This is a genomic window from Rheinheimera soli (assembly GCF_021290985.1).
GTDB lineage: Bacteria > Pseudomonadota > Gammaproteobacteria > Enterobacterales > Alteromonadaceae > Pararheinheimera > Pararheinheimera soli.
Map to the genome: position 1 here is coordinate 50,766 of NZ_JAJOYU010000007.1, position 22,776 is coordinate 73,541.

Here is a 22,776-nt window from a genome sequence, read left to right on the forward strand (position 1 = left end):
ACACCAGCCTTTTTCTTATCAAAACCTGCTGTTATTTCATATCTGCGATGATGGCTTGCAAACCTTTGAGTGACGCTTCAACACTTTGCATTGGTGTCATTCCTGCTGGGTAAGATTCCTGTTCTACCACCAGCCACTGAGTACCACCTATAGTTTTATTGGCGGTGATCAAAGCTTTCCAGTCGGTCGTGTCTTTACCAATAATAGGATCTTCAGTATTACCAGGCTCAGGTGCTGATGCTTTGTAGTGTGTGGTTACAGTGCGGCCCGGATAAGCTTTTATAAAATCCACCGGATCTTTGCCAGCAACTTCAGTCCAGCCGACATCTTGCTGCAAAATCACTCTGCTGTTGGTATTTTTACCAATCACATCCCAAGGCGTTTTGCCCATTTCGCCGAGCATTTCTGGTTTGTGGTTGTGATAGCCGACCTGCATACCTAATGGCGTCAGTTTTTCTTGCACAGCAGCTAAATCTGCAGCTACAGCTTTGGCTCCTTCGACAGTAAAAGCGCGCTGATCCATAGGAATAATTAAATAGTGACAATCTATGGCCTTATAAAAAGCGACTGTGGCGTCAAACTGCTCCGGGCTGAACTTTTCAAAAGGCACATGAGCGCCAGAGGCTTTTAATCCCAACTGGTTTAAAAATGCTTTTAAACCCGCAGCATCATTGGCGTATTTGCCAAAAAATCCTGCAAACTCAACACCCTGAAACCCCATGGCAGCAAGTTTGGTCAGAGTACCTTCAAAATCTGCCATCATGGCATCTTTGACAGACCATAATTGCACACTCAATTGAGGTTCAGTCGCTGTAACCGCAGCTGTATCTGCATAGCTATAGCCTGCTGCAGTACTGGCTAAAACCAGACTCAGTACCTGCGCAGTGTTTGTCAGTTTCTTCTTTAAAAAAAGCATACCCCTGTCCTTGTTGTTATCGTTGGAAGCGGTTTCAGAGTGCGTTATTTTTGTACTCAGATCAAGGCTAAATGCGTTGATTGGCGGGTTCTAAAAGGACTAAATAAATAGACTTCTCTCAGGGGGACTTGCTTTGGTAAAAGCCATAAAAAAAGCCCCTTTGCAGGGGCATCAAAAGTCAAACACTTTGGGGGAGTGTTATCAGGGAATAGCTCAGGAATTTGCCGGAGTTAACCACAGCACCTGATACGGATTTAACTGTAAAATGCCGGCGGGTAAGGTTTTATTGCTTAGCTCGTCGTGCCATAACTGGCCTGTTAATGAGCTGCAAAGCTGAGTGCGTTCAGTAAAGTTCACTATAGCCACTAAACGTTTTCCATCCAGTTGACGCTGGTATAAAAACAGCTGCGGATTGTCATCGTGCAGTAGTGTGGTACTGCCAGCTCCTAATAATGGCAACCTAGCTCTAGTCTGAATCAACTGCTGTAACTGCTGATAGATCCGGCCCGATAAGCTATCGGCTGACGTTGCAGAGGCGAGTTGCTGATCAGTGACTGCCACTCTGTTCACCCAGCGGCTGTCGTCTTTTTTCGCCGCGTCCAGCACATAGCTGTAATCATTTTTTAAGCCCAGTTCATCACCCATATACAACAGCGGCAAACCACCAATACTTAAAATGACAGAATTCAGCAGGAAGATGCGCTGCAGAGCATGCTCCAGATGTAAGGTATTGTTTTCGATTTCAGCTTTTTCCACCCCAACCAAAGACGACAACATACCAGCCACCCGGCAATCGCCCGTTACAGGGTTTTGCTGAAAAGGCACGCCAGCAGCAAAACTGCCTTCAAACTGACCTGTGTAAAACTGATTTAAAAACTGACGGTGATGATCAGGATTTATACCCAATTGCCAGGCAATACTGTCATCAAAAGTCCAGCCGATATCGTCATGGCAACGAATGTAATTGACCCAACTGCAATTGGGGTCAATGGCAAAACGTTTGCGCAAGGATTCTGTTAATAATCTGGTGTTGCGAGTGGCTAAACTATCCCATAACAGCGCCATTAACAGTGGGTTATACGACAACTGGCATTCTTCCGGCGCTATGTATTTTACCACTTCGTCCGGGTGCACTATTGCTTCAGATTTAAACTGCAAAGCCGGAGCTGCAATACGGGCGACCGCATTAAATGCCTTAATTAAACTATGGGCTTTAGGCAGGTTTTCGCAGTTGGTGCCCGCTTGTTTCCAGACAAAAGCCAAAGCATCTAAACGCAATACTGAAGCGCCCTGATTGGCCAGAAACAACATTTCTTCAGCCATGGCATTAAACACAGCTGGATTGGCGTAATTTAAATCCCACTGAAAGCTGTTGAACGTGGTCCAGACCCATAAGCCAGACGTCTTGTCCTGAGTAAAACAACCCCGGCGAATTTCCGGGAAAATTTCACGCAAGCTGGGCGCAAATTGATCGCGTTCTTGTTCCGTAAGAAAAAAATAAAACTCACGATACTCAGCATCACCGGCTTTGGCTTTTTCTGCCCAGCGATGTTCGTCGGAGGTGTGGTTAAAAACAAAATCCAGTACAGGTTTAATACCTTGCAAATGCAGCTGCTGCATCAGATCTGCTAACTGCTGCATTGAACCGAGCTGAGGCATGGTGCTGCGATAATCAGATACAGCATAACCGCCATCACTGTTAGGCTCCGGTGCTTTAAACAGTGGCATCAGATGTAAATAGTTAATGCCGCTTTGCTTTAAGTAGGGGATGCGTTTTGCAAGGCCTTGAAAGTCTTTAGCAAATAAGTCGACATAGCAGGCAGCGCCTAAAGCGGCTGGGTCTTTATGCCAGTCTTGTGGCTCTGCATCTTCTTTGCGTAAATAGGCCGGACGCTGCGCCGAACTTTTCGCCAGCAGCTTTAGCAATTGCTCCAGATGGTAATAGCAATCGTAATGCTCACCGTATAAGCTTAAATACAATTCAAGCAAAGTGGGCAGCTGTTGCTCCAGCCTGGTTTTCAGCTCAGGCCAGCTGTCTTTTGCTGCAGTTTTTAAAGATTGACTTAATCGTTTAAGTGTATTTTCGCTTTCAAATTGCAGCAGCTCTGGGTTTTTCAGCAGCTGTGCTGTGGTTTTTTGCATATAAACTGGTCCGGATCTACGGTGTGATATGCCTAATAGAACTTCATTTTCTCTGTTTTTGCAAGACTTTTAACGGTGAAATGTTTAAATTCAGTGTTGAATATTTACACTTCAACTTTAAATGGCTAAAGTTGATCTGAAACGTTTTAGTTTGTGGCCTCATTGTGTTGAGGTACTTAAGGGGATAAGGCTGATGAAACCGACTCCGGTTTGTTGTTTTGGTGAAGTACTGATCGACTTTTTGCAGGATAAGGCTCAGCCGGGTCTGTTTCATCGTTTTGCTGGCGGTGCTCCTGCTAATGTGGCAGTGGCAGTGGCCAGATTAGGTGGACATAGCAAATTTATCGGCATGTTGGGCAAAGATATGTTTGGTGATTTTTTGCAACAGGAACTGCAAAGTTATGGCGTGGATTGCAGTGCAGTGCGCCAGACTATGGATGCTAAAACAGCTTTAGCTTTTGTGGCCTTAAATGAGCAGGGCGACCGCAGCTTTTCGTTTTACCGGCCGCCTGCGGCAGATTTACTTTATAAAGTGGAGCATTGTCCGGCCGATCTTTGGCAGGACAAGGGTATTTTGCATTTATGTTCCAACAGTCTGACTGAACCTGACATAGCTCAAACCAGTTTTGCTTTAGTGCGACTGGCGCAGCAACATGGCTGGCTGGTGTCGGTGGATGCCAATTTACGTCACAATTTGTGGAGTGAAGGTAAAGCCAGCAGAGAGTTGGTGATCCAATTGCTGGAAATGGCTGACTTAGTGAAACTAAGTGAAGACGAGTTGGAGTATCTTGCTGATGGCCAAAGCACAGAGAGCTGGTTGCAGCATATCCTGGCTTTTCGCCCGACCTGGCTGGTGGTTACAGCAGGAGCCAATGAAGTACAAAGTTACAGCAAAACAGATTCGTTTTCTGTGCCAGTTTCCTCAGTTCCAGTGTTGGATACCACAGCAGCAGGCGATGCTTTTGTTGGCGCCTGGTTAAATCAGGTGGCTATGCAACTGACTCTGGGGCTGAATTTCGCTGGTGTGCTCAACCACAAAGAACTGCGCCAGCACATGATTGAAAAAGCTATTAAGGCAGGCTCGTTAACCTGTCAGAAATATGGAGCTTTTGCTGCTTTACCTACAGCACAAGAGTGGGATTGAGGGGGGGAAGAGCGGGCATCACTAAAAAAAGGGCTAACTTGCGTTAGCCCTTTTTTATTCATACCGAGATGTCAATATTCTGACCCAGGTTGCCGACAGAAACCGGACTTGGCGACTGCAATGCCGGAGACGAATTTACAGCGCTTTCCAGCAACTGCATGGTTTGTCTCCCTTCCTGTTTTTGCTGGGATTTTGCCAGACTGGCACCCAGTAGTTCATAGCTCTGGCTAACTGCAGCTGAGCCTACGGATTGTGTCATAGTCACTCCCATGCCATATTTCCATACATCATATCGGCAAAAGGATCGTGAACTTTAGAATTATTTTCAGGATCTGGAAAAAAATAAAGCCGCTCGTTGCAGCGAGCGGCTTCGGTCTTTAGGCGAGCGGAGTGACTTATGTTCCAAATGCCTGAAGTTGTTGAACTCTTTTCTACCAGTTCATGGTTTAGCAGTGTTGCTGCTAGTGGATCATGGCCGTTGATTGCGAACGAATGCCACGCTCCGGAATAATCGAAGGTAAAGTTGCTGCCTGAACCACTGGTTCTAAAGGGCGTATCGGCCGTGTCGGGCTTTTCTTAACTGTACCTTTTAATAAAGGCTCTGGTTTTAAACCACTCTGGCCAATTTTGGCAGCTAAACCTTGCTGGATATCAGCTATGGTATAACCGGCTTTAATTTTCATCCGTACGTAAGGAATACCCGCAGCTTCAAAGGCGCCGCTGACAAACCAGTCTGGCACAGCTTTATGGCCGTCTTTACTGTTGTTGTTGACCAGATCCACTGCAGCCACAATGCTCATATCGGCCGGATCACAGAGTACAAAATCCAGATACTTCGCATTCAGTTTTACTGAAGCCGCTATACGGGATTTGGCATCAACATTGCTTTTTAATTCAAGAATATCGGCCATTTTGACTCTGTTCATGACTTTGTACTTACCTTTAACGGCTTGTTCCAGCATGTTGAGGTAAGAGCGTTCGACCTGAGTAAAAAGGCTGCTTTTTTTACTAAATGGAAAAGGATTGCCATGGCTTATAAAACGGCTGGCTAAAAAAGCTGCAACCACAACCAACACGGCTAATACTAAAATTAAAACTTCCATTAATGACCTCCGACAAACTTTTGACTCTGCAGCTCTGAATTGTTGGCTGCACTTAGGGTAAAGCATAAGGCGTGCCAATAAGTTAGTGTATATGCTCTAAATTGTATAAGTTTGCTGAATGTCTGGCATATGGCCTATTGATGGCTGAAATGGTGGGGTTCGACCTCTGTTCGGCTTATAGTGAAGTGACTTCCTATTGCTACAGACAAGGAGCAACACAATGACAAGCAGCAACACTGCAGGATTAGACATCAAAGGCCGTTTACCAGCCGAATTCCAGACTATTTTAACGCCGGAAGCTTGCCGCTTGGTGGTTGAACTGACACGCGAGTTTCGTCCTGCTTTAAAACAGTTACTGCAGCAGCGTACAGCAGAGCAAGTGCGTTATGACGCAGGCGCTTTACCAGATTTTCGTGCTGAAACTGCCGACATCCGTGCTGGTGACTGGACAGTAGCTGCTATTCCAGCTGACTTGCAGGACAGAAGGGTAGAAATTACCGGCCCTGTCGATCGCAAAATGATCATCAACGCTTTAAATGCTGATGTAAAAGTATTTATGGCCGACTTTGAAGACTCGCAAGCACCCAGCTGGGATGGCGTGATTGAAGGCCAGATTAACCTACGAGATGCCAACTTAGGCACTATTAGCTACAGCGACCCACTGTCAGGCAAACAATATGCGCTGCGGGACAAACAGGCGTTATTGATAGCCCGTGTTCGTGGTTTGCATCTGTGGGAAAAGCATTTAGAAGTGGATGGCGAAGCTGTACCAGGTTCGTTGGTTGATTTTGCTTTGTACTTTTTCCATAACTACCAAACCCGTTTAGCCAATGGCTCTGGGGTTTATTATTACCTGCCGAAGCTGCAAAGCTATAAAGAAGCGGCCTGGTGGGATGCGGTATTCCGCTTTACGCAAACTAAATTTGATCAGCCTGTTGGCACTATCCGCGCCACAGTATTAATTGAAACCTTGCCAGCTGTGTTTGAAATGGATGAAATTCTGCACGCGCTGCGTGAGCATATAGTGGCGCTGAACTGTGGTCGTTGGGACTATATTTTCAGTTATATCAAAACCTTAAAGAACCATGCTGACCGCGTCTTACCGGATCGTCAGGTCGTGACCATGGATCAGCCGTTTTTATCGGCCTATTCAAAACTGCTGATCAAAACCTGTCATAAACGTGGCGCTTTGGCGATGGGCGGTATGGCAGCCTTTATTCCGGCGAAAGACCCTGTTGCCAACCAGGCGATTTTAACTAAAGTGACCGCGGATAAAGAGCGTGAAGCCAGTAATGGTCACGACGGCACCTGGGTGGCGCATCCTGGTTTAGCGGCGACGGCCAATGGTGTGTTTAATCAATACCTGACGGATGGCAAAACCAATCAGCTGCATATCAGCCGTGCTGAGGATGCGCCTGTCACTGCCGCCGATTTATTGGCACCAAGCAGTGGTGAGCGCACAGAAGCAGGTATGCGTATCAATATCCGTGTGGCTTTGCAGTACATAGCAGCCTGGATCAGCGGCAAAGGTTGTGTGCCTATTTATGGTCTGATGGAAGATGCAGCAACGGCGGAAATTTGTCGCACCTCGATTTGGCAGTGGATTAAACACGGCAAAAGCTTGAATAACGGCCAACTGGTGACCAAAGATTTGTTTGCTCTAATGCTGCAGCAGGAAGCTGCTGTGGTACGCGAAGAAGTAGGAGAAGAGTTGTGGCAACAACAGCAGTTTGAACGCGCTCAGGCACTGCTGTTGCAAATTACCACAGCCGATCAACTGGTGGATTTCCTGACCTTACCAGCTTATGAGCTGTTAACGGCTTAAAAACTAGGTCAGAGCTTAGGCTCTGACCTACATATTGAATACAACTCAGGGTCCAGTTTTGGGATAGTGGGGTCAGAGCCGATGGCTCTGACCCCCTTATAAATGCAACTCGTCTGCCACTTCTGTTATTAAGCGCCGCAGCCAGATATGACTGGCATCCTGATGCAATAACGGACTCCAGATCATTTTCAGCTCGATAGACGGAATTGGAAAGGGCGGATCCAGCACTTTCATACTGGCGTCATTTTGATATAAAAGCGCAGCCCGCAGCGGCAAGGTCGCAATCAAATCTGTTTCGACCGCTAAATGCATAGCCACATGATAGTTACGGGTAAATACGCTGATGGTGCGCTGTTTACCAAACTTTGCTAAGGCCTCATCCACCCAACCGAGTTTTTGCACATCGGCCGGATCCATACCCACACCTACACCAAAACCAGTTTTACTGACCCAGATATGCTGGGCTTTTAGGTAAGTGTCTAAGTTAAAGTTGCCAAGAATAGGGTTTAAGCTATTGACCAGGCAGGCAAAGCTATCGCGCCAAATGGTCTTTTGATGAAATGACTGTGGCAGTTGATCAAAGCGGTTGATGGCCATATCCACCTTGCCGTTTTCCACATCATGAAAAGTCACATCCGATGGCGTCATAATATCCAGCGAGGTGCCAGGCGCCTGAGCCCGTAGCTTTTTTAACAAGGCCGGAATAAGAGTAGAGGCCGCATAATCACTGGCCATAATACGAAATACCCTGTGGCTATGCTCTGGCTCAAAATCTTTGTTCGGTTGTAAGGTTTCCTCCAGGGTGAGCAAAATACCCCGTACTACAGGCGCTAATTCCTTGGCTCGTTCTGTTGGCACCATACCGTCAGAGGTGCGCACCAGAATTGGGTCGTTTAGCAAATCCCTCAGCCTTTTTAGGCCATTACTCATAGCAGGCTGGGTGATATTAAGTTGATTGGCAGCACGGGTGACGTTCTTCTCCCGCAGTAATACGTCCAGATACACCAACAAATTCAGGTCAATTTTACTGATATTCATCTGCTTCCACTTCTTATGGCTAATTCGCTGCTGATTAAGCGCTGATTGGATGTTTTATATATTCACACAATGAATGATGAGAATCAAAAAAATCAGCTATATGAATTTTCATTTTGAAACCTATAGTGAATGTCAACAAGGGCACTTACCAAATGCCGGGTAAACAAAAGACAACATAACGAGGATGCATCATGTCAGCTTATCAACAGATCATTAAACAACTGGAACAAAGCTGCAAAGCGCAAGGAACAGGCTGGGCCGCTATTAATGCTGAGTCTGCTGCCCGTATGCAGTTACAAAACCGCTTTAAAACAGGTTTGGATATAGCGCAGTACACTGCTGATATTATGCGTGAAGATATGGCAGCTTACGATGCGGACAGCAGTCAGTACACTCAGTCTTTAGGCTGCTGGCATGGCTTTATCGGCCAGCAAAAACTGATCGCTATCAAAAAACATTTTGGCAGCACCAAACGTAAATACCTGTATTTATCCGGTTGGATGATTGCAGCGCTGCGCTCTGAATTTGGTCCTCAGCCTGATCAATCCATGCACGAAAAAACTGCAGTGCCTGCGTTAATTGAAGAGTTATACACCTTCTTAAAACAAGCCGATGCCCGTGAGTTAGGTGGTTTATTCCGTGAACTGGACGATGCCCGTGCCAAAGACGATCAAGCTAAAGCCGCTGAAGTGCTGGCTAAAATCGACAACTTTGAAACTCATGTAGTGCCTATTATCGCCGACATAGATGCTGGTTTTGGTAATGCCGAAGCCACCTACTTACTGGCGAAAAAGATGATTGAAGCCGGTGCCTGCGCTATTCAGATTGAAAACCAGGTGTCGGACGAAAAACAATGTGGTCACCAGGATGGTAAAGTGACAGTGCCACATGCTGATTTCTTAGCAAAAATTAACGCAGTACGTTACGCCTTTTTAGAATTAGGCATTGAAAACGGCATTATCGTGGCCCGCACTGATTCCTTAGGTGCCGGTTTAACTAAACAAATTGCTGTCACCAACGAAGCCGGTGATTTAGGCGATTTATACAACAGCTTCCTGGATGGCGATTACATCCAAAGCGCCTCTGATATTCAAAACGGCGATGTGGTGGTTAAAGCCAACGGCAAGTTGTTAAAACCAAAACGTTTAGCCAGTGGTTTATTCCAGTTTAAGCAGGGCAGTGGTGTGGATCGTGTGGTGCTGGACTGCATTACCTCTTTGCAGCACGGTGCCGATTTACTGTGGATTGAGACTGAAAAACCTCATGTTGGCCAGATTGCAGAAATGGTCAACCGTATTCGTGAAGTAGTGCCTAATGCCAAGCTGGTCTACAACAACAGCCCGTCATTTAACTGGACGCTGAATTTCCGTCAGCAAGTATTTGATGCGTGGAAAACAGCAGGTAAAGATGTATCTGCTTATGACAGAGCCAAACTGATGAGCGCAGATTACGACACGACCGAACTGGCGTTGGAAGCGGATAACCGTATCCGTACTTTCCAGGCTGACGGTGCCCGTGAAGCAGGTATTTTCCACCACCTGATCACTTTACCAACTTACCATACGGCTGCCTTGTCGACTGACAACTTAGCCAAAGAGTACTTCGGTGCTGCTGGTATGTTGGGTTATGTGGCCGGCGTGCAACGTAAAGAAATTCGTCAGGGCATCGCCTGTGTCAAACACCAGAATATGTCGGGTTCGGACATTGGTGATGATCACAAAGAGTACTTCTCAGGGGAAGCTGCGTTGAAGGCCTCAGGGAAAGACAACACCATGAACCAGTTCTCCTAACCAACTGGTACATGGCCGACTATATCCAATGTACTGAAAGGACAAAGGGTGTACGTCTCCAACGTAATTGCTGATTTACGTGGTCGGGTTACACTGACATTGGCAGCCGCAAGGCTGCCTTTTTTATTTTGCCGGATTTAACCGGATCTGATGCTATCGACAGCACAGTCTCAACTATTTGACCTTCCTGCATTTTTCTGGCAATTTTTTATAAAAGAGAGTTGCTGTAGCCTGCAGCCGATTTAACTAAGTAAGGACATTTCTGATGATTAGTGCAGTACAAAACGCAAAACGTAACGACTTAAAAAGCACATTAAAATTGGTTTTTATTGCGTTGCCTGCTTTAGGCGTGATGTGTGGGGCAGCTTTAGGTGTTGGTTTAGGTATGACATTCCACACAGGCATATCCAAGTCACCGCTTTTTATTCCTTTGATTCTAAGTGGCCTGGGATTGATGGCCATAGGTTGGCATTACGCAAGAAAACTCGACCAGCTGTAAAGCTGCCGTAGCTAAGTTCTGCGCCAATAAAAAAGCCGCTTGATCTTAATAAAGAACAGCGGCTTTTTGTATTGATTTCAAACTATTACAAGGACTGTAAGAATGTTTTTACTGCAGTACGTTGTTCAGCAGTCAGGTTTTCATACAGGCTTCGGCTTTGAGTGGCTTCGCCACCGTGCCATAAAATAGCTTCGTCCAGAGTACGGGCACGACCATCGTGCAGATAACGTACTTTATCCTCGCCACCCTGCACATACTTCAGGCTGCCTAAACCCCATAAAGGCGCAGTACGCCACATAGAACCAGAGGCTTTACCTTGTGGCAGGTTGTCCGCTAAACCAGGGCCCATATCGTGCAGTAATAAATTGCTGTACGGTTGGATTTTCTGGTTACGCAGCTCAGCCAATGGGTGAGTGTTGCCTGTAGTAAAGCTGGCGGTGTGACAAGCTACACATTGGCTTTGCACAAACAGCTGTTTACCTTGAGCTATCAGCTCTGGGTTTACGTCATGTTCAGGCGATATGCGGCTACCGTCAGGGAAACCACTGCGTAAACTTCGCTGTGCCGGTACACCTAATAAACCCAGATACTGAGTTAAATGTTGTAACTCGCCTTCAGAGATATGAGTAGTGCCTGAAGGTTGCTGACAATCTGCAGCGCCTTTCTGGCATGAACGTTGTGGATACACAGGCGACGTCACACCTATATCCTGAACTAAAGCTTCTGCTGCCTGATGGCGTGCACTGACTTTAGTGGCTTTCCAGCCAAAACGACCGAGCTGAGTTGCACCTGTTTCCGGGTTTTCTACCCAATGCGCCACACCTTTAACGCCATCACCATTGGCGTCATTGATGTCCACATTGGCCAGAATGGCCTGCTCAGGAATAGCTTCTAACAAGCCCAAACCTATCACTTGTGGCGCCTGACGTACTGAATACAGTTCTGGCACCGGACCTTTAAACTCATACAAAGGTTTTTGCAATTCGACTGCAGTACCATCCGGCAGCGTTTTCACTTCGGTCTGATAACCAGCTACGGATACTGAATAATCATCAGCATTAGCAGCTCTGGCTTTGGCCTGAATAGTTAAACCGTACAGTGGGTCTGCCACTACTTTGTTATCTGCTAACATGCCGGTAAAAACAGAGTAGGTATCGAGTTTAGCGCCAGCTTGTAATGCCAGGCTACGGCCGTTGTTCAGGTGACAACCAATACAGCGTTCGTTGTTATAACGTGGTCCTAACTGATTCTGGTGCTCGGAAAATACCGGGTTTTGGGTGGGGGATTCTGAGTGAATACCTGATGCAAAAGAGGTATGAAACAAACGACGGCCTTTGGCAAATCTTAAGCTATTGCCTATACCAATATTGTTAGCCATTTGCTGGAACATACGGAAAGGTTCTTCCGAATAGTTGTACGACACGCTGGTTTCGCCGCCGAGCAGAGTATGGGTTGGCAGAGGTTCTGAATCCAGGTTTGGCGCTATACCGTACCAGGGTCTCATACCTACACCTACAATATACAACTGTTCAAAGGAGTAATACCGCTCACCACCACCGTCCAGCACAGGTGCTAATAAACGTGGCGCTGGTGCCAGTTCAATTTTGTCACCCACTTTCAGCGGGCTATGAGGGCTGGTACGCCAGTTTGAATTAAAGCTCATCATGCATTCACGTTTACCTGAATGACATAAAGGTTGACCACCTTCATTTGGATTATTAAAGCCATAGTTCAGCGACCAGCCAAAATCCCGCACATTTGGATTTTCGATATTACGGAACAAGCTGAAGGTGGTGCCACGGAAGCTGCCTTCGTTAACATGCAACCAGACTTCGATGCGGTTACCACCGGCAGGAATAGTGTCACGTATTTCTAAACCAAAAGTACGGTTTTGGAAGTAAAAGGGTGGGAAGGTCAAATAACGTCCTGGCCCCTGATCAGGTGCATCCCAGGCTTCACCCCGTTCGCGGGCATGACGTTCTGTCGGACGAGCGCCCATAAAGGTCACTAGCGTACCATCTGCTTCTTTGTACTGAATTTGCTCCACCACTTCGGTGTTTTCAGGGAAGAGTGGCAAAGCACCTTCAGGTAAAGGCACAGGTTCATGGCCTGGTTCTGTTGGATCCGTTGGGTCTGTAGGTTCAGTCGGAATAGTTGGATCGGCAGGGTCCGCAGGATCAGCCGGATCCGTAGGCTCAATGGGCGGAACTTCGCCAGTCTGGCCAAATACTTCCAGCTCCCGAATTGAGTACCCCCATGCATTGCCGGAGCTTGGTGTTAAAGCATTGATGCGGATATAGCGGTAGTCACCAGATAGATCCCATCTGTCTGTTCTATTGCCAAACTCATCCACATAAGGAGTAACTAAGGTAGTCCAGTTGCTGTTATCCAGCGAGCCCTGCACTTCATAGCTGGCAGCGTTAGCTGCTTCCCAATGAATAGCCACTTGCTCTACTTTACTGACTGAACCTAAATCGACCGACATCCATGAAGGAGATTCCTGGTGATTTGATTCCCAGCGGCTGTCTGTATTGCCATCCACTGCTTTTGCAGAAGATTGCAAATGGCTGCTGGCATAAGTAGTTTTGCCTTTGGCTATATTGCTGCTGCCTGCTGGCGGAGCATCAGGTGATGTTGGTGCGTCTTCACCAGCAGTACCTATTACTTTCAGCTCCCAAATGGAAAAACCATAGCCGTTATTGGCACTGTGTTTGGTCGCAAAGATACGCAGGTATCGGTACTTAGCATTGAGCTCAACAGTATCTGTTCTGTTGCCTTTTTTACCGCCAGTCTGCACTGATAAAGTTGTCCAGTTGCTGTTGTCGTCAGAGCCCTGAATTTCATAAATTTCAGCATTGGCATCTTCCCAGTCAATCTGCACCTGGTCGATATGGCTGACGCTACCTAAATCTATAGCCAGCCAGCTTGGAGCCACTTTGTGTGCTGACTCCCAGCGACTGCCTGCATCTCCATCTACTGCCATTTTTGCCCGACGTAATTCGGTGCTGGCTGTGACTTTTTTATTTAAAGCCAAGTTAACTGGCTCGGCATAGGCGGTGGTGCTAAGCGCTAACAGCAAGGCTGAACTCAGAGCTTTACGCATGCCTGACAGCCCCGACCCCAAGCTGGGTTTTGTTCTGTATAGGATGAGCGGATTCATCTTCATCTCCTGTGAGATTGATTGTGTGGGTGGTTTATAACGCCAATGTACTGCTGTGACCTGTGTTTTGTTGTTAAAAACTGTACTGTTTTTCAAACGGCTACTTTTTAAAAAAGCAATACAGTTCAAAGATAAAGCGACATGTATTAAACAAAACTGAATAAATTATGTATCTAATTTGGGGTTTTGGTGCTGAGTGGATGATAAATAGGCACTAATGACAATTTTGTGACGGGACGCTATGTTCTTTTAAGCAGGATTAAAGCCTGTCAGCTCAGACAAAAACTGAACTGACAGACCAATTAAGTACCAGAACTTGCAGTGTAAAACCAAGGCTTAGATACCCCTGATTTTAAGGCGCCACCACATCAGAGATGGATACTTTAGAGCGACGTTCATAGGGAGCCAGCATATCTACTACTTTGTCTGCATTTGCATTGCGGGCAAAAGTAACTAATGGTTGTCCATTACAAAGGACCTTGTCGACTGCAGCTTGTTTGGAGAGTCTGTTGGCTTTCAGGGTTTTGTGCAGCCCTAAACGATCGTCGTTCTGAGCATGGCTACAGGTTGCGAGCAAAATATTGTAAATATGCGGAGTAAAAGAGTGCTCAGCGCTGGCAGTGGCAGACAGGGTCAGTGCGGCGGCTGCAAAGACTAATGATACTTTCATAGTGCTATCCTCTGGGTTAATTATGGCTTTTGCCATAACTGTATTTTGCTGCCCAAAGCCTTTATTTTCCTGCCTTCTGTGACCAAAGGAATAGTAAAAGTGACCGGAGGTAACAGCTTACTTTTTGTTACTTTCTGCATAAAAAAGATACAAAAAAGCCCGCCAGTTTCTAAACTTTGGCAGGCTATTTTCCGAGATGAAAATACTAGCGGGCGGGCAATAATTGCGCAGACCAATCTGCTTTAAAACGTCTGGATGCAGCAACAGTCTGGCCATTGGAAAGCAACAGCTGATAGTCGTTATTGTGGGGTTGCACCTTATGCACATGGTGCAAATTGACTATGGTGGATCGATGCACCTGAGCAAACTGATGAGGTAAACGTTGCATCAGCTCCTTAATGGTTTCGCGGATAATCAGATTTTCACTTAAGGTGTATACACACATATAGTTTCCGGCAGCCTCAATCATCAGAATATCTACATCATCGAGCAGCAAGGTGGATGCACCAGTTTTGAATGTCAGTTTGCTTTGAGGTATGGCTGCTGGCATATCCTTCTGTTTATCCAAAGCTGTTTTGGCATCCAGCAGAGTTTGAGCCAGTCGCTGACGGGAAACAGGCTTGAGCAGGTAATCAAAAGCAAAATGCTCATAAGCTGAAAAGGCATAGTTGTCGTAGGCCGTCACCAGAATAATTAAAGGGGCTGCCATGGCTGAGGATTTATTCAGTTGCTTTAATACTTCAATGCCTTTAATTCCGGGCATTTGTATATCTAAAAACACCAGATCCACAGCATTGCTTTGTAAATAAGCCAATACTTCATCGCCATTATCAAAGCAGGCATCGATCTGAATAGTGGGGTAGGTGGCCAGTTTGGCTTTTAAATTACTGATGGCTAACGGCTCATCGTCGGCTATCACAGTTTTAATCTGCTGCATGCAGTAACTCCAGAGGTAAAGAGATTTGTCCGGTAAATTTATCCTGCTGCTGACTGAAGCTTAAACTGGCTTTGCCATGAAACAGCAAGGTCAGACGTTCTGCCAGATTATGCAGGCTGCCAAAACTGGCTTGTTGTGGCCAACCCGCAGCCAACTGAGTACCGGGGCCATTGTCAGACAGCTTTAATACTAAGACTGAAGATTGTTGGCTTACTTCGACATCGATACAGGCATGACCTTTAAGTTCAGACACCGCATACTTGATGGCATTTTCAGCCAAAGGTTGCAGTAAGAGTGGTGGAACTTTTTGTTGCATGGCCTGTTCATCCAGTTGCCAGTTTACTTCCAGTCGCTCACCAAACCGAACCTGCTGAATAGCCAGATAAGAAGCCAGAGCATCCAGTTCTTCTTTTAGTGGGATCAAATGTTCGGTATGGTTTTTCAGTGAATGCCGTAAGAAGGTTGATAGCTGTAGGATCAGATTTTCAGCATCCTGTCCTTTATGTTGCACTATCAGTGAATTCAGCGCGTTTAAAGTGTTAAACATAAAATGCGGATTTAACTGATAGCGTAATACCTTTAACCTGGCAATACGTGCCTGACGAGCCAATTCCTGCTGTTGTCTGAACTCTGCTCTGTTGAGTAAGTTGGCTTTATAGACTAAAAACAACGCAAACCAACCCGCTATGGGCAACAACACCAGGTTAAAAGCCAGAGCATAACGCAGTGGCGAATCAGTTTCTGTTGCCAGCAAAGCGTAGTTCATCATCAAGTATTGGCGCACTGGTGTCAGCACTAACCAAAGTGGAATAAGCCAGCATGCCAGCCGCACCGCCTGCTGTTTGATGGTGATATTCAGCGCCAGCTCTTTTTGCCCCAGATAACCTGTGACTACAAAGTTCACCAGGCTAATCAGAGTGTAAATCATCAGATAAGGAAAGACATCCCTGTTATCCAGCGGGACCAGCACAGCCAAATGCACAAATTTGATCAGCAGGTAGCACAGCCAGAACATTAAATGCCAGTACCAGAATCTTTCCTTGTTGACCTCAAATACAGCCATTGAACTCATGCAGTTGCCCCTTGTAACGGCAGCTGAATACAGACCAGAAACCCCTGTTGTTTTGCTTGAACCACTAAGCTCGCTGCTGCACCAAAATGTTGATTCAGCCGGTTTTTAATATTGGTTAAACCTACACCTGAGCTTTGCCCCATTTGCTTGATGGCATGCTCTCCCGGGCCGTCGTCTTCAACTTGCAGGCAAAGCTGACCATTGTGCTGCTGTCCGGCAATAGTAATAGTGGCACCTTGTTGCTGGGTGGCCACTGCATATTTAATGGCGTTTTCTACCAGCGGTTGCAGCAACAACGCCGGGATCAAGTGCTGGCGAACATTCTGATCAATTTTCCAGTCGACTTTGAGTTTATTGCCAAAGCGGGTTTTTTGCAGGGCGAGATAGACTTCTATGGCGGCCAGCTCATCGGCCAGTTGCACCAGGCTGTCTGGTGAACTGCTTAAGGAGTATCGTAAAAAAGAAGCCAGTTGCTCAGACATCTGTTCGGCGTCCTCGAAACGTTCTGCTTCTATTAAAGCGCAGACAGAGTTCAGGGCATTAAAGGTAAAATGCGGATTTAATTGATGTCTTAGCGCCTGCAATTCAAGTTGTTGTATTTTCTGGCTTAAACGGGATGATTCGGCCAGACGGAAATGCCGTTGCTGGTTCAGAATGTAGGCCAGATACAGTGCTGTCCAGACAAAAAATGCCAGTGTGTTGCTGTCCAGATTGTTTAACAAAATGCGGGGATCAAAAGGTTCGTTTTTCATTAACACTAGCCAGAACGCATTTTCCAGAGGCACATAAATGCAAGTGAGTAACAAGGCTGTCACTACGAATTGCCACATCGCAAAATTGTGTTGGTTTATTTTGTATTGAGACCAGAGCAGCAAAGCTCCGGTGACCACCATAGCCGCTGCATCACTGCTAAAACTCATGCCCAGATAATGCAGCGCTTCAGATTTTTGCCAGATTAAAAAGTCCAGCGTCCAGCTCAAAACACTGAATGCAAAAATAATAAGCCAAAACAGGCAGTGGTAGCGCAGTAAAGGCTTGATTTGAAAACTAAACACTGGCTTGCTCCTGCGGCGGTTGTTGTAGCCAGTATAACCAAAGTCAGCATGAAATCGACAAGGGCTTTGGCTCACCGGACCTAAAGTTGTGACCAAAGGGTTTTATCTGCTTGTGCCCGTATCGCCTTGATAGCCATTGTGTTCGCTTCGGTAAAATAACAATGGTCCTGCGCTTTTTGCTGCGGTATCTTGTTGCAGTTAAGTAAAGTGTTGATCAAAACGACCGGAACTGCGAATTAACGCAGAACTCAGGTCAACCAGCTTGCTACCTAGCTATTCCGTTTTTGATATGGCAAATTATGTGGCGTTTTAACAGTTAAACTCAGAATAATTATAAGGAAGGGAAATGGAAGGCTTTATTAGTACGCTGAACAGCATCGTCTGGAGCCCCGCGCTGATTTACCTCTGCCTTGGTGCAGGCTTGTTTTACTCAATTCTTACTCGTTTTGCTCAGGTGCGTCATTTCAAAGAAATGTGCAAACTGATGTTGAATAACAATGAATCCGACAAAGGTATTTCGTCATTCCAGGCTTTGGCTGTGTCTTTATCTGGCCGGGTTGGTGTAGGTAATATTGCAGGTGTAGCTGCTGCTATAGGTTTTGGCGGACCAGGTGCTGTGTTCTGGATGTGGGTAGTGGCCTTTTTAGGTGCCAGTACTGCTTATGTCGAATCCACCTTAGGTCAGATTTACAAAGTCGAGGAAAATGGTCAGTACCGTGGTGGTCCGGCTTATTATTTTGAACGTTGCCTGGGCTGGCGCTGGCTGGGCATCTTGTTTGCAATTTCCGCCATTATCGGCTGCGGTATCTTTTTACCAGGTGTTCAGGCCAATGCGGTAGGTAACGCTATTACGCAAGTTTTTGGTGAAGGTACAGCGGTGGTCACCAGCTTTGGTGAAGTCGGAAGTAACAAACTTATTGGCCTTGCTTTTATCCTAATCATTCTGGCTTTTATCATCTTCGGTGGTATCAAACGCATCGCTAACTTTACCCAAATTGTGGTGCCTTTTATGGCTCTGGGTTACATAGTGCTGGCGCTGATTGTGGTGTTCCTGAATCTGGACAGAGTGCCTGCAGTTTTTGGTTTAATCTTTAGCGATGCATTTACTGCTCAGGCTGGTTTTGGTGCAGCTATAGGTTGGGGTGTGAAACGGGGTATTTATTCCAATGAAGCAGGTCAGGGCACAGGCCCTCATGCCGCAGCAGCGGCAGAAGTTGATCATCCGGCTCAGCAAGGTTTAGTGCAGGCCTTTTCTGTTTATGTGGATACTTTATTTGTCTGTACCGCAACGGCCTTAATGATTTTGATCACTGGGCAATACAACGTACAAACTGAAGATTTTAATGCGGTCACAGGTGCAGGCACTATGATAGTGCAGAATGTGGACGCAGCCACACAAGTTGCTTCACCAGCCTTTACTCAAATGGCTTTGCATAGTGTCTTTGGTCAGTTTGGTCAGGTGTTTGCAGGACTTGCAATTTTCTTCTTCGCTTTTACCACTATTCTGGCGTACTACTACATCACAGAAACCAATGTGGCTTACTTAAACCGTATATTAAACAACAAATTGCCTAACCTGGTCTTTAAGTTAGTGCTGATGTTTATGGTGGCCTATGGCACTGTAAACAGCGCTGGTTATATCTGGAATATAGGCGATCTGGGTGTGGGTATTATGGCCTGGGTGAATGTCGTTGGCATCTTGGTTATTTTCTTTATGTACAAGCCGACCATGCGCTGCTTACGCGATTATGAAGAGCAGAAAAAGAACGGCGGTCCTGTGACCTTTGACCCGGTGAAGTTAGGTATTAAAAATGCTACTTTCTGGGAAAAACGCTTGGAACAACAGCAGAAAGAGCTGAAGTAACAACAGAACTCTGCGAAATAAGGAGCCATTTTGGGCTCCTTATTTTTTAACTGAAAGGGAATTTATGTTGATTTGTAAAACCGAGCGTTTAACGTTGCGTGAACTTCAGCTAAGTGATGCTGAATTTGCCTTAGGCCTCTATAACGATCCCAGCTTCTTACAGCATATAGGCGATAAAGGTGTTCGTACTGTTGAAGATGCAGAACAGAATTTGCGACAAGGTGCGATCGCCAGTTATGCACAGCATGGCTATGGTATGTGGCTGGTTGAAAATCAGCAGGGCCAAGCCATAGGTTTATGTGGCCTGATTAAACGCGACTTTTTAGCCGAAACCGATTTAGGTTATGCCTATCTGCCAGAGTTTTTTGGTTTGGGTTATGCCTATGAAGCTGCAGTGGCTGTATTGGCTTATGCCGCAGAACAGACTGCTTTAAACACAGTAGTTGCTATAGTGTCACCCGCCAATCTGGCGTCTAAGGCCTTGTTAAAGAAACTGGGTTTTGATCAGGCTGGTCAGGTGCTGGTGCCGGATAAAAATGAAATGGTCGATTTTTACCGTATTCAGTTAAATAAATAACCTGCTACTTTGACAGATGAAGGTGCAAGCTTTTTGCTTCAGTGATGGGATACTGCAGTACAGCGAAGGAGAGGTGAACCCCAGAGTGCGTTTTTTATTGATTTTTTGACTCAGAAGCTGGTGTTGTAGGGGGCTGTTGCTGATTTTGTTGTTTTAAATACTCTTCATAAGTTCCGCCCTGACGTTCAAGACATTGAGCTTTAACCTGAGCCGGAAGCTGATTGCACTGAGAACGATGATCGCGTTGCATTCTTTCATACCACCATTCATCTGAGTTCCTAGGGCTGTATGAACAGGCACTTTGCAACAGAACCAGCAGCAATATGGCAAAACGCATAAAGAGTCTCCGATGAAATGAGTGAATAAAAGTATGCATGGCTTAAAGGCTGATTACCAGAGTTTTATCCCAGCGCTCTAAGGCCATTGCTGTCATTAAAAGTTCATCAAAAAAAGTAAAACGCCAGCCTTACAACCTTTTATTCTGGTGATAATTCAATTCATTGGCTTTGACTGTGCAAAACAAAAGACAACGTTCTCTGTTACCTGAACTGATCCGGCTGGAGGCGCTGATCGATACTTTACCTGCCACTGTAAAAGCCACAGAATTGGCACGCTTTCAAGCTGGCCTGCATTCATACCCCAGTTATCTAATTGAATTGGCCACTTTTGATGCGACTAAACCTACGCTGTTGCTAACAGGTGGTGTGCATGGGCTGGAGCGTATTGGTTCTGCAGTGCTGATTGCCTTTCTGGAAAGTTTGCTGCAAAGGCTGGAATGGGATCATGGTTTGCAGCATCAGTTAAGCCAGTTGAATGTTTTATTTTTACCTATGGTGAATCCTGTAGGTATGGCGACTCACAGGCGCAGTAATGGCAATGGTGTGGATTTAATGCGTAACGCACCAGTGCACTGTGAAGATAAAGCGGCGTTTTTAGTAGGAGGACAGCAGTATTCAGCTCGTTTGCCCTGGTTCAGAGGCAACCCGGAACAACCCGAAGCTGAAAATCAGGTGTTGTTTGAGCTGGTGCGGCAAAAGTTATTTCAAAGCTCTTTTAGCATGGTGCTGGATTGTCACTCTGGTTTTGGTCAGGTCGACAGGATCTGGTTTCCTTATGCCAAAAGCCGTAAACCTCTGCCACATTTAGCCGAACTCTACCGCTTACGCCAGCTATTGTTTGACAGCTATCCGCATCAGGCATACCAGTTTGAACCTCAGTCGCTGCATTATTTATGTCATGGCGATTTATGGGATTATTTGTACGACGAGTCGTTGCAGCACAGCACAGTGTTTTTACCTTTAACTCTGGAAATGGGCTCATGGAACTGGGTGCGCAAAAACCCCTTTCAGTTGTTATCCAGTTTAGGTTTGTTCCATCCGGTTAAACCACATAGGGTAAAACGGGTACTGCGTACTCATTTAACCTTGTTTCATTTTTTAATAGCAGCCACAGCGTCACACCAGCAGTGGCGGCGGGCGATGCATCCACGCATGCTCAGGCAAGAGGCAATGGAGCTATGGTACTGACTTATGGTACTGACCAGATGGAATTAACTGCGGATCAAACCCCGGTGCTGCTGCTGCGTGGCTTATTACGTGAAAGCAGGCACTGGCTGGACTTTCCAGCCTTGTTAAGCGAAAAACTTCAGCGGCCGGTATTGACGCTGGATTTACCTGGTTGTGGGGTGTTAAACCAACAGAGATCTGCCACTTCAGTGCCTGCGTTACGGCAACAACTGCAACACCAATGGGCAGAGCGCTACCCACAGTATCAGGGGAGGCCGCTTCATCTGGTGGCTATATCCATGGGTGGTATGCTGGCGCTGGACTGGGCGCTTGATGCGCCACAGCAGGTGAAGTCTCTGTCGATGATTAACAGCAGTAGTGCCGGTTTAAGCCCGTTTTGGCACAGACTGCAGATGCGTAATTACTTAAAAGTATTGTTATCTGTGTTGGCAGGCCCGATACAACGCGAAGAGCTGATATGGCAAATGACGGTCAGTTCAGCACTGCAGCCTGAGGTTTTAAAACAATGGCAGCAATGGGCTATAGAACACCCCGTCAGTCGCATCAATGCATTACGTCAGCTTTGGGCTGCCAGTCGTTTTCGCTCTGAGCTCAGGCCACTATGTCCGGTGTTTATTGTGTCTGGTCTGGCGGATCAACTGGTGTCGCCCCTGTGCAGCGTAGCTTTAGCCAATCAACTCAATGCACCTTTACTGACACATCCTACTGCAGGCCATGACTTGCCTCTGGATGCGACCCAGTGGCTGGTCAGCGTTATAGATCAAAATTTAAATGAGGTTTACCGGCAATATAATTGCGCCTGAAGGTGGTGAAATAGGCTGCTAAATCCTCACTTGCCTGCTGATCTCCGGCCAACTCCAATACGGCAATGCCTACTTCAGCAGTACAAAGCTGATGTTCATGGGCGGCTTCGCGCAACTGATACAACGAGCTTTTTTCTGGTTGAATGCCAAGCACAGGAAAACCATCTAAATAAGGGCTTTTGCTGAACATCTTCTTAGCTTCACGCCAGGTTCCATCCAGCATCACAAAAAGTGGAATTTTATCGCCAGTCTTGACCTGGTTGATACAACGCTCAGCCGCCGCGTATTGCTGAGGGAATACCACTATCGGGGCGTAACGGGGATTTTCCAGCAAAGCTAAAAGCTCTGGATCAGGTTGGGTTCTGTCCCAGACAAAGGCAAAGTTTTCCGGCGCTACATCGGCAATTAAACGCCCTGTATTGGTGGGCTTATAAGCTTCGCCTTTGTACATAACAAAACAAAAGGCACTGCGGCTGGATGGTTTGGGTTTGGCTGCGCAAATACAATCCGGCACCGGCAATAAACACAAAGGGCAGCGAATAACACGGCTACCACGGGCATTAAATACCCGGACCGTTTTTTGTAATTCGCGCTCTCGCAGCGCCATCACTGAATTGATATGAGACACAAACCGGATCCTTTCTTACCGCCAGAC

At 46.4% G+C, this 22,776-nt stretch carries 20 protein-coding genes; 8 read left to right on the top strand and 12 right to left on the bottom strand.

The window, feature by feature from the left end:
- Window positions 1-31: 31 nt before the first annotated feature.
- Together LSG37_RS06880 and LSG37_RS06885 are read right to left on the bottom strand one after the other, a co-directional pair.
- Window positions 32-916, bottom strand: coding sequence for a sugar phosphate isomerase/epimerase family protein (locus LSG37_RS06880; protein WP_233079184.1), 885 nt, complete (start codon window positions 914-916; stop codon window positions 32-34).
- 213 nt (window positions 917-1,129) lie between these two features.
- On the bottom strand, window positions 1,130-3,058 hold the full coding sequence (locus tag LSG37_RS06885) for an amylosucrase (protein ID WP_233079185.1): 1,929 nt from the start codon (window positions 3,056-3,058) through the stop codon (window positions 1,130-1,132).
- Window positions 3,059-3,251: 193 nt separating this feature from the next.
- Here LSG37_RS06885 and LSG37_RS06890 point away from each other — a divergent pair, with 193 nt between their 5' ends.
- Entirely contained in the window at window positions 3,252-4,202 is a 951-nt protein-coding gene (locus LSG37_RS06890; RefSeq protein WP_233079186.1) for a carbohydrate kinase family protein, read from the top strand.
- 58 nt (window positions 4,203-4,260) lie between these two features.
- Here LSG37_RS06890 and LSG37_RS06895 read toward each other — a convergent pair whose 3' ends face one another.
- Entirely contained in the window at window positions 4,261-4,461 is a 201-nt protein-coding gene (locus LSG37_RS06895) for a hypothetical protein (protein ID WP_233079187.1), read from the bottom strand.
- Between the two features lie 202 nt (window positions 4,462-4,663).
- Complete coding sequence (locus LSG37_RS06900; protein ID WP_233079188.1) at window positions 4,664-5,305, bottom strand: DUF2726 domain-containing protein; 642 nt, start codon at window positions 5,303-5,305, stop codon at window positions 4,664-4,666.
- 220 nt (window positions 5,306-5,525) lie between these two features.
- Between LSG37_RS06900 and aceB the strand changes: the two genes are divergently transcribed.
- A complete protein-coding gene (gene aceB / locus LSG37_RS06905) occupies window positions 5,526-7,130 on the top strand; it encodes a malate synthase A (protein ID WP_233079189.1) in 1,605 nt (534 codons plus the stop codon).
- A 96-nt stretch (window positions 7,131-7,226) separates the two neighbouring features.
- Here the strand turns inward: aceB and LSG37_RS06910 are convergent, their stop codons facing one another.
- Window positions 7,227-8,168, bottom strand: coding sequence for a LysR family transcriptional regulator (locus LSG37_RS06910; RefSeq protein ID WP_233079190.1), 942 nt, complete (start codon window positions 8,166-8,168; stop codon window positions 7,227-7,229).
- Window positions 8,169-8,359: 191 nt separating this feature from the next.
- Here LSG37_RS06910 and LSG37_RS06915 point away from each other — a divergent pair, with 191 nt between their 5' ends.
- Complete coding sequence (locus tag LSG37_RS06915; protein WP_233079191.1) at window positions 8,360-9,958, top strand: isocitrate lyase; 1,599 nt, start codon at window positions 8,360-8,362, stop codon at window positions 9,956-9,958.
- A 265-nt stretch (window positions 9,959-10,223) separates the two neighbouring features.
- Window positions 10,224-10,457, top strand: coding sequence for a hypothetical protein (locus tag LSG37_RS06920; RefSeq protein ID WP_233079192.1), 234 nt, complete (start codon window positions 10,224-10,226; stop codon window positions 10,455-10,457).
- A gap of 85 nt (window positions 10,458-10,542) precedes the next feature.
- On the opposite strand, the gene LSG37_RS06925 is transcribed toward LSG37_RS06920, so the two are convergent.
- The 5 genes from LSG37_RS06925 to LSG37_RS06945 form a co-directional block, all read right to left on the bottom strand.
- Window positions 10,543-13,617 (bottom strand): di-heme oxidoredictase family protein, encoded by a 3,075-nt coding sequence (locus LSG37_RS06925; protein ID WP_233079193.1) that lies wholly within the window; start codon window positions 13,615-13,617, stop codon window positions 10,543-10,545.
- Window positions 13,618-13,969: 352 nt separating this feature from the next.
- On the bottom strand, window positions 13,970-14,287 hold the full coding sequence (locus LSG37_RS06930; RefSeq protein WP_233079194.1) for a DUF3718 domain-containing protein: 318 nt from the start codon (window positions 14,285-14,287) through the stop codon (window positions 13,970-13,972).
- 205 nt (window positions 14,288-14,492) lie between these two features.
- The gene (locus tag LSG37_RS06935; protein ID WP_233079195.1) at window positions 14,493-15,224 is read right to left on the bottom strand and encodes a LytR/AlgR family response regulator transcription factor; all 732 of its coding nucleotides are present in this window, start codon (window positions 15,222-15,224) and stop codon (window positions 14,493-14,495) included.
- Window positions 15,211-16,296, bottom strand: coding sequence for a sensor histidine kinase (locus tag LSG37_RS06940; RefSeq protein WP_233079196.1), 1,086 nt, complete (start codon window positions 16,294-16,296; stop codon window positions 15,211-15,213). The genes LSG37_RS06935 and LSG37_RS06940 overlap by 14 nt, the downstream gene beginning before the upstream one ends.
- Window positions 16,293-17,351, bottom strand: a complete 1,059-nt coding sequence (locus LSG37_RS06945) for a sensor histidine kinase (RefSeq protein WP_233079197.1) — start codon at window positions 17,349-17,351, stop codon at window positions 16,293-16,295. The genes LSG37_RS06940 and LSG37_RS06945 overlap by 4 nt, the downstream gene beginning before the upstream one ends.
- A gap of 346 nt (window positions 17,352-17,697) precedes the next feature.
- On the opposite strand from LSG37_RS06945, the gene LSG37_RS06950 reads away from it, so the two are divergent.
- Entirely contained in the window at window positions 17,698-19,215 is a 1,518-nt protein-coding gene (locus tag LSG37_RS06950; protein ID WP_233079198.1) for an alanine/glycine:cation symporter family protein, read from the top strand.
- A gap of 64 nt (window positions 19,216-19,279) precedes the next feature.
- The gene (locus LSG37_RS06955) at window positions 19,280-19,792 is read left to right on the top strand and encodes a GNAT family N-acetyltransferase (RefSeq protein ID WP_233079199.1); all 513 of its coding nucleotides are present in this window, start codon (window positions 19,280-19,282) and stop codon (window positions 19,790-19,792) included.
- A gap of 94 nt (window positions 19,793-19,886) precedes the next feature.
- Here the strand turns inward: LSG37_RS06955 and LSG37_RS06960 are convergent, their stop codons facing one another.
- The gene (locus tag LSG37_RS06960; protein WP_008900690.1) at window positions 19,887-20,129 is read right to left on the bottom strand and encodes a hypothetical protein; all 243 of its coding nucleotides are present in this window, start codon (window positions 20,127-20,129) and stop codon (window positions 19,887-19,889) included.
- Window positions 20,130-20,304: 175 nt separating this feature from the next.
- On the opposite strand from LSG37_RS06960, the gene LSG37_RS06965 reads away from it, so the two are divergent.
- Together LSG37_RS06965 and LSG37_RS06970 are read left to right on the top strand one after the other, a co-directional pair.
- Window positions 20,305-21,318 carry a DUF2817 domain-containing protein gene (locus tag LSG37_RS06965; protein WP_233079200.1) on the top strand — a complete coding sequence of 338 codons (1,014 nt, stop codon included), beginning with the start codon at window positions 20,305-20,307 and terminating at the stop codon, window positions 21,316-21,318.
- Window positions 21,309-22,121 (top strand): alpha/beta fold hydrolase, encoded by an 813-nt coding sequence (locus LSG37_RS06970; protein ID WP_233079201.1) that lies wholly within the window; start codon window positions 21,309-21,311, stop codon window positions 22,119-22,121. The genes LSG37_RS06965 and LSG37_RS06970 overlap by 10 nt, the downstream gene beginning before the upstream one ends.
- Here LSG37_RS06970 and LSG37_RS06975 read toward each other — a convergent pair.
- Window positions 22,072-22,749, bottom strand: a complete 678-nt coding sequence (locus LSG37_RS06975) for a tRNA-uridine aminocarboxypropyltransferase (RefSeq protein ID WP_233079202.1) — start codon at window positions 22,747-22,749, stop codon at window positions 22,072-22,074. The genes LSG37_RS06970 and LSG37_RS06975 overlap by 50 nt on opposite strands.
- Window positions 22,750-22,776 lie beyond the last annotated feature (27 nt).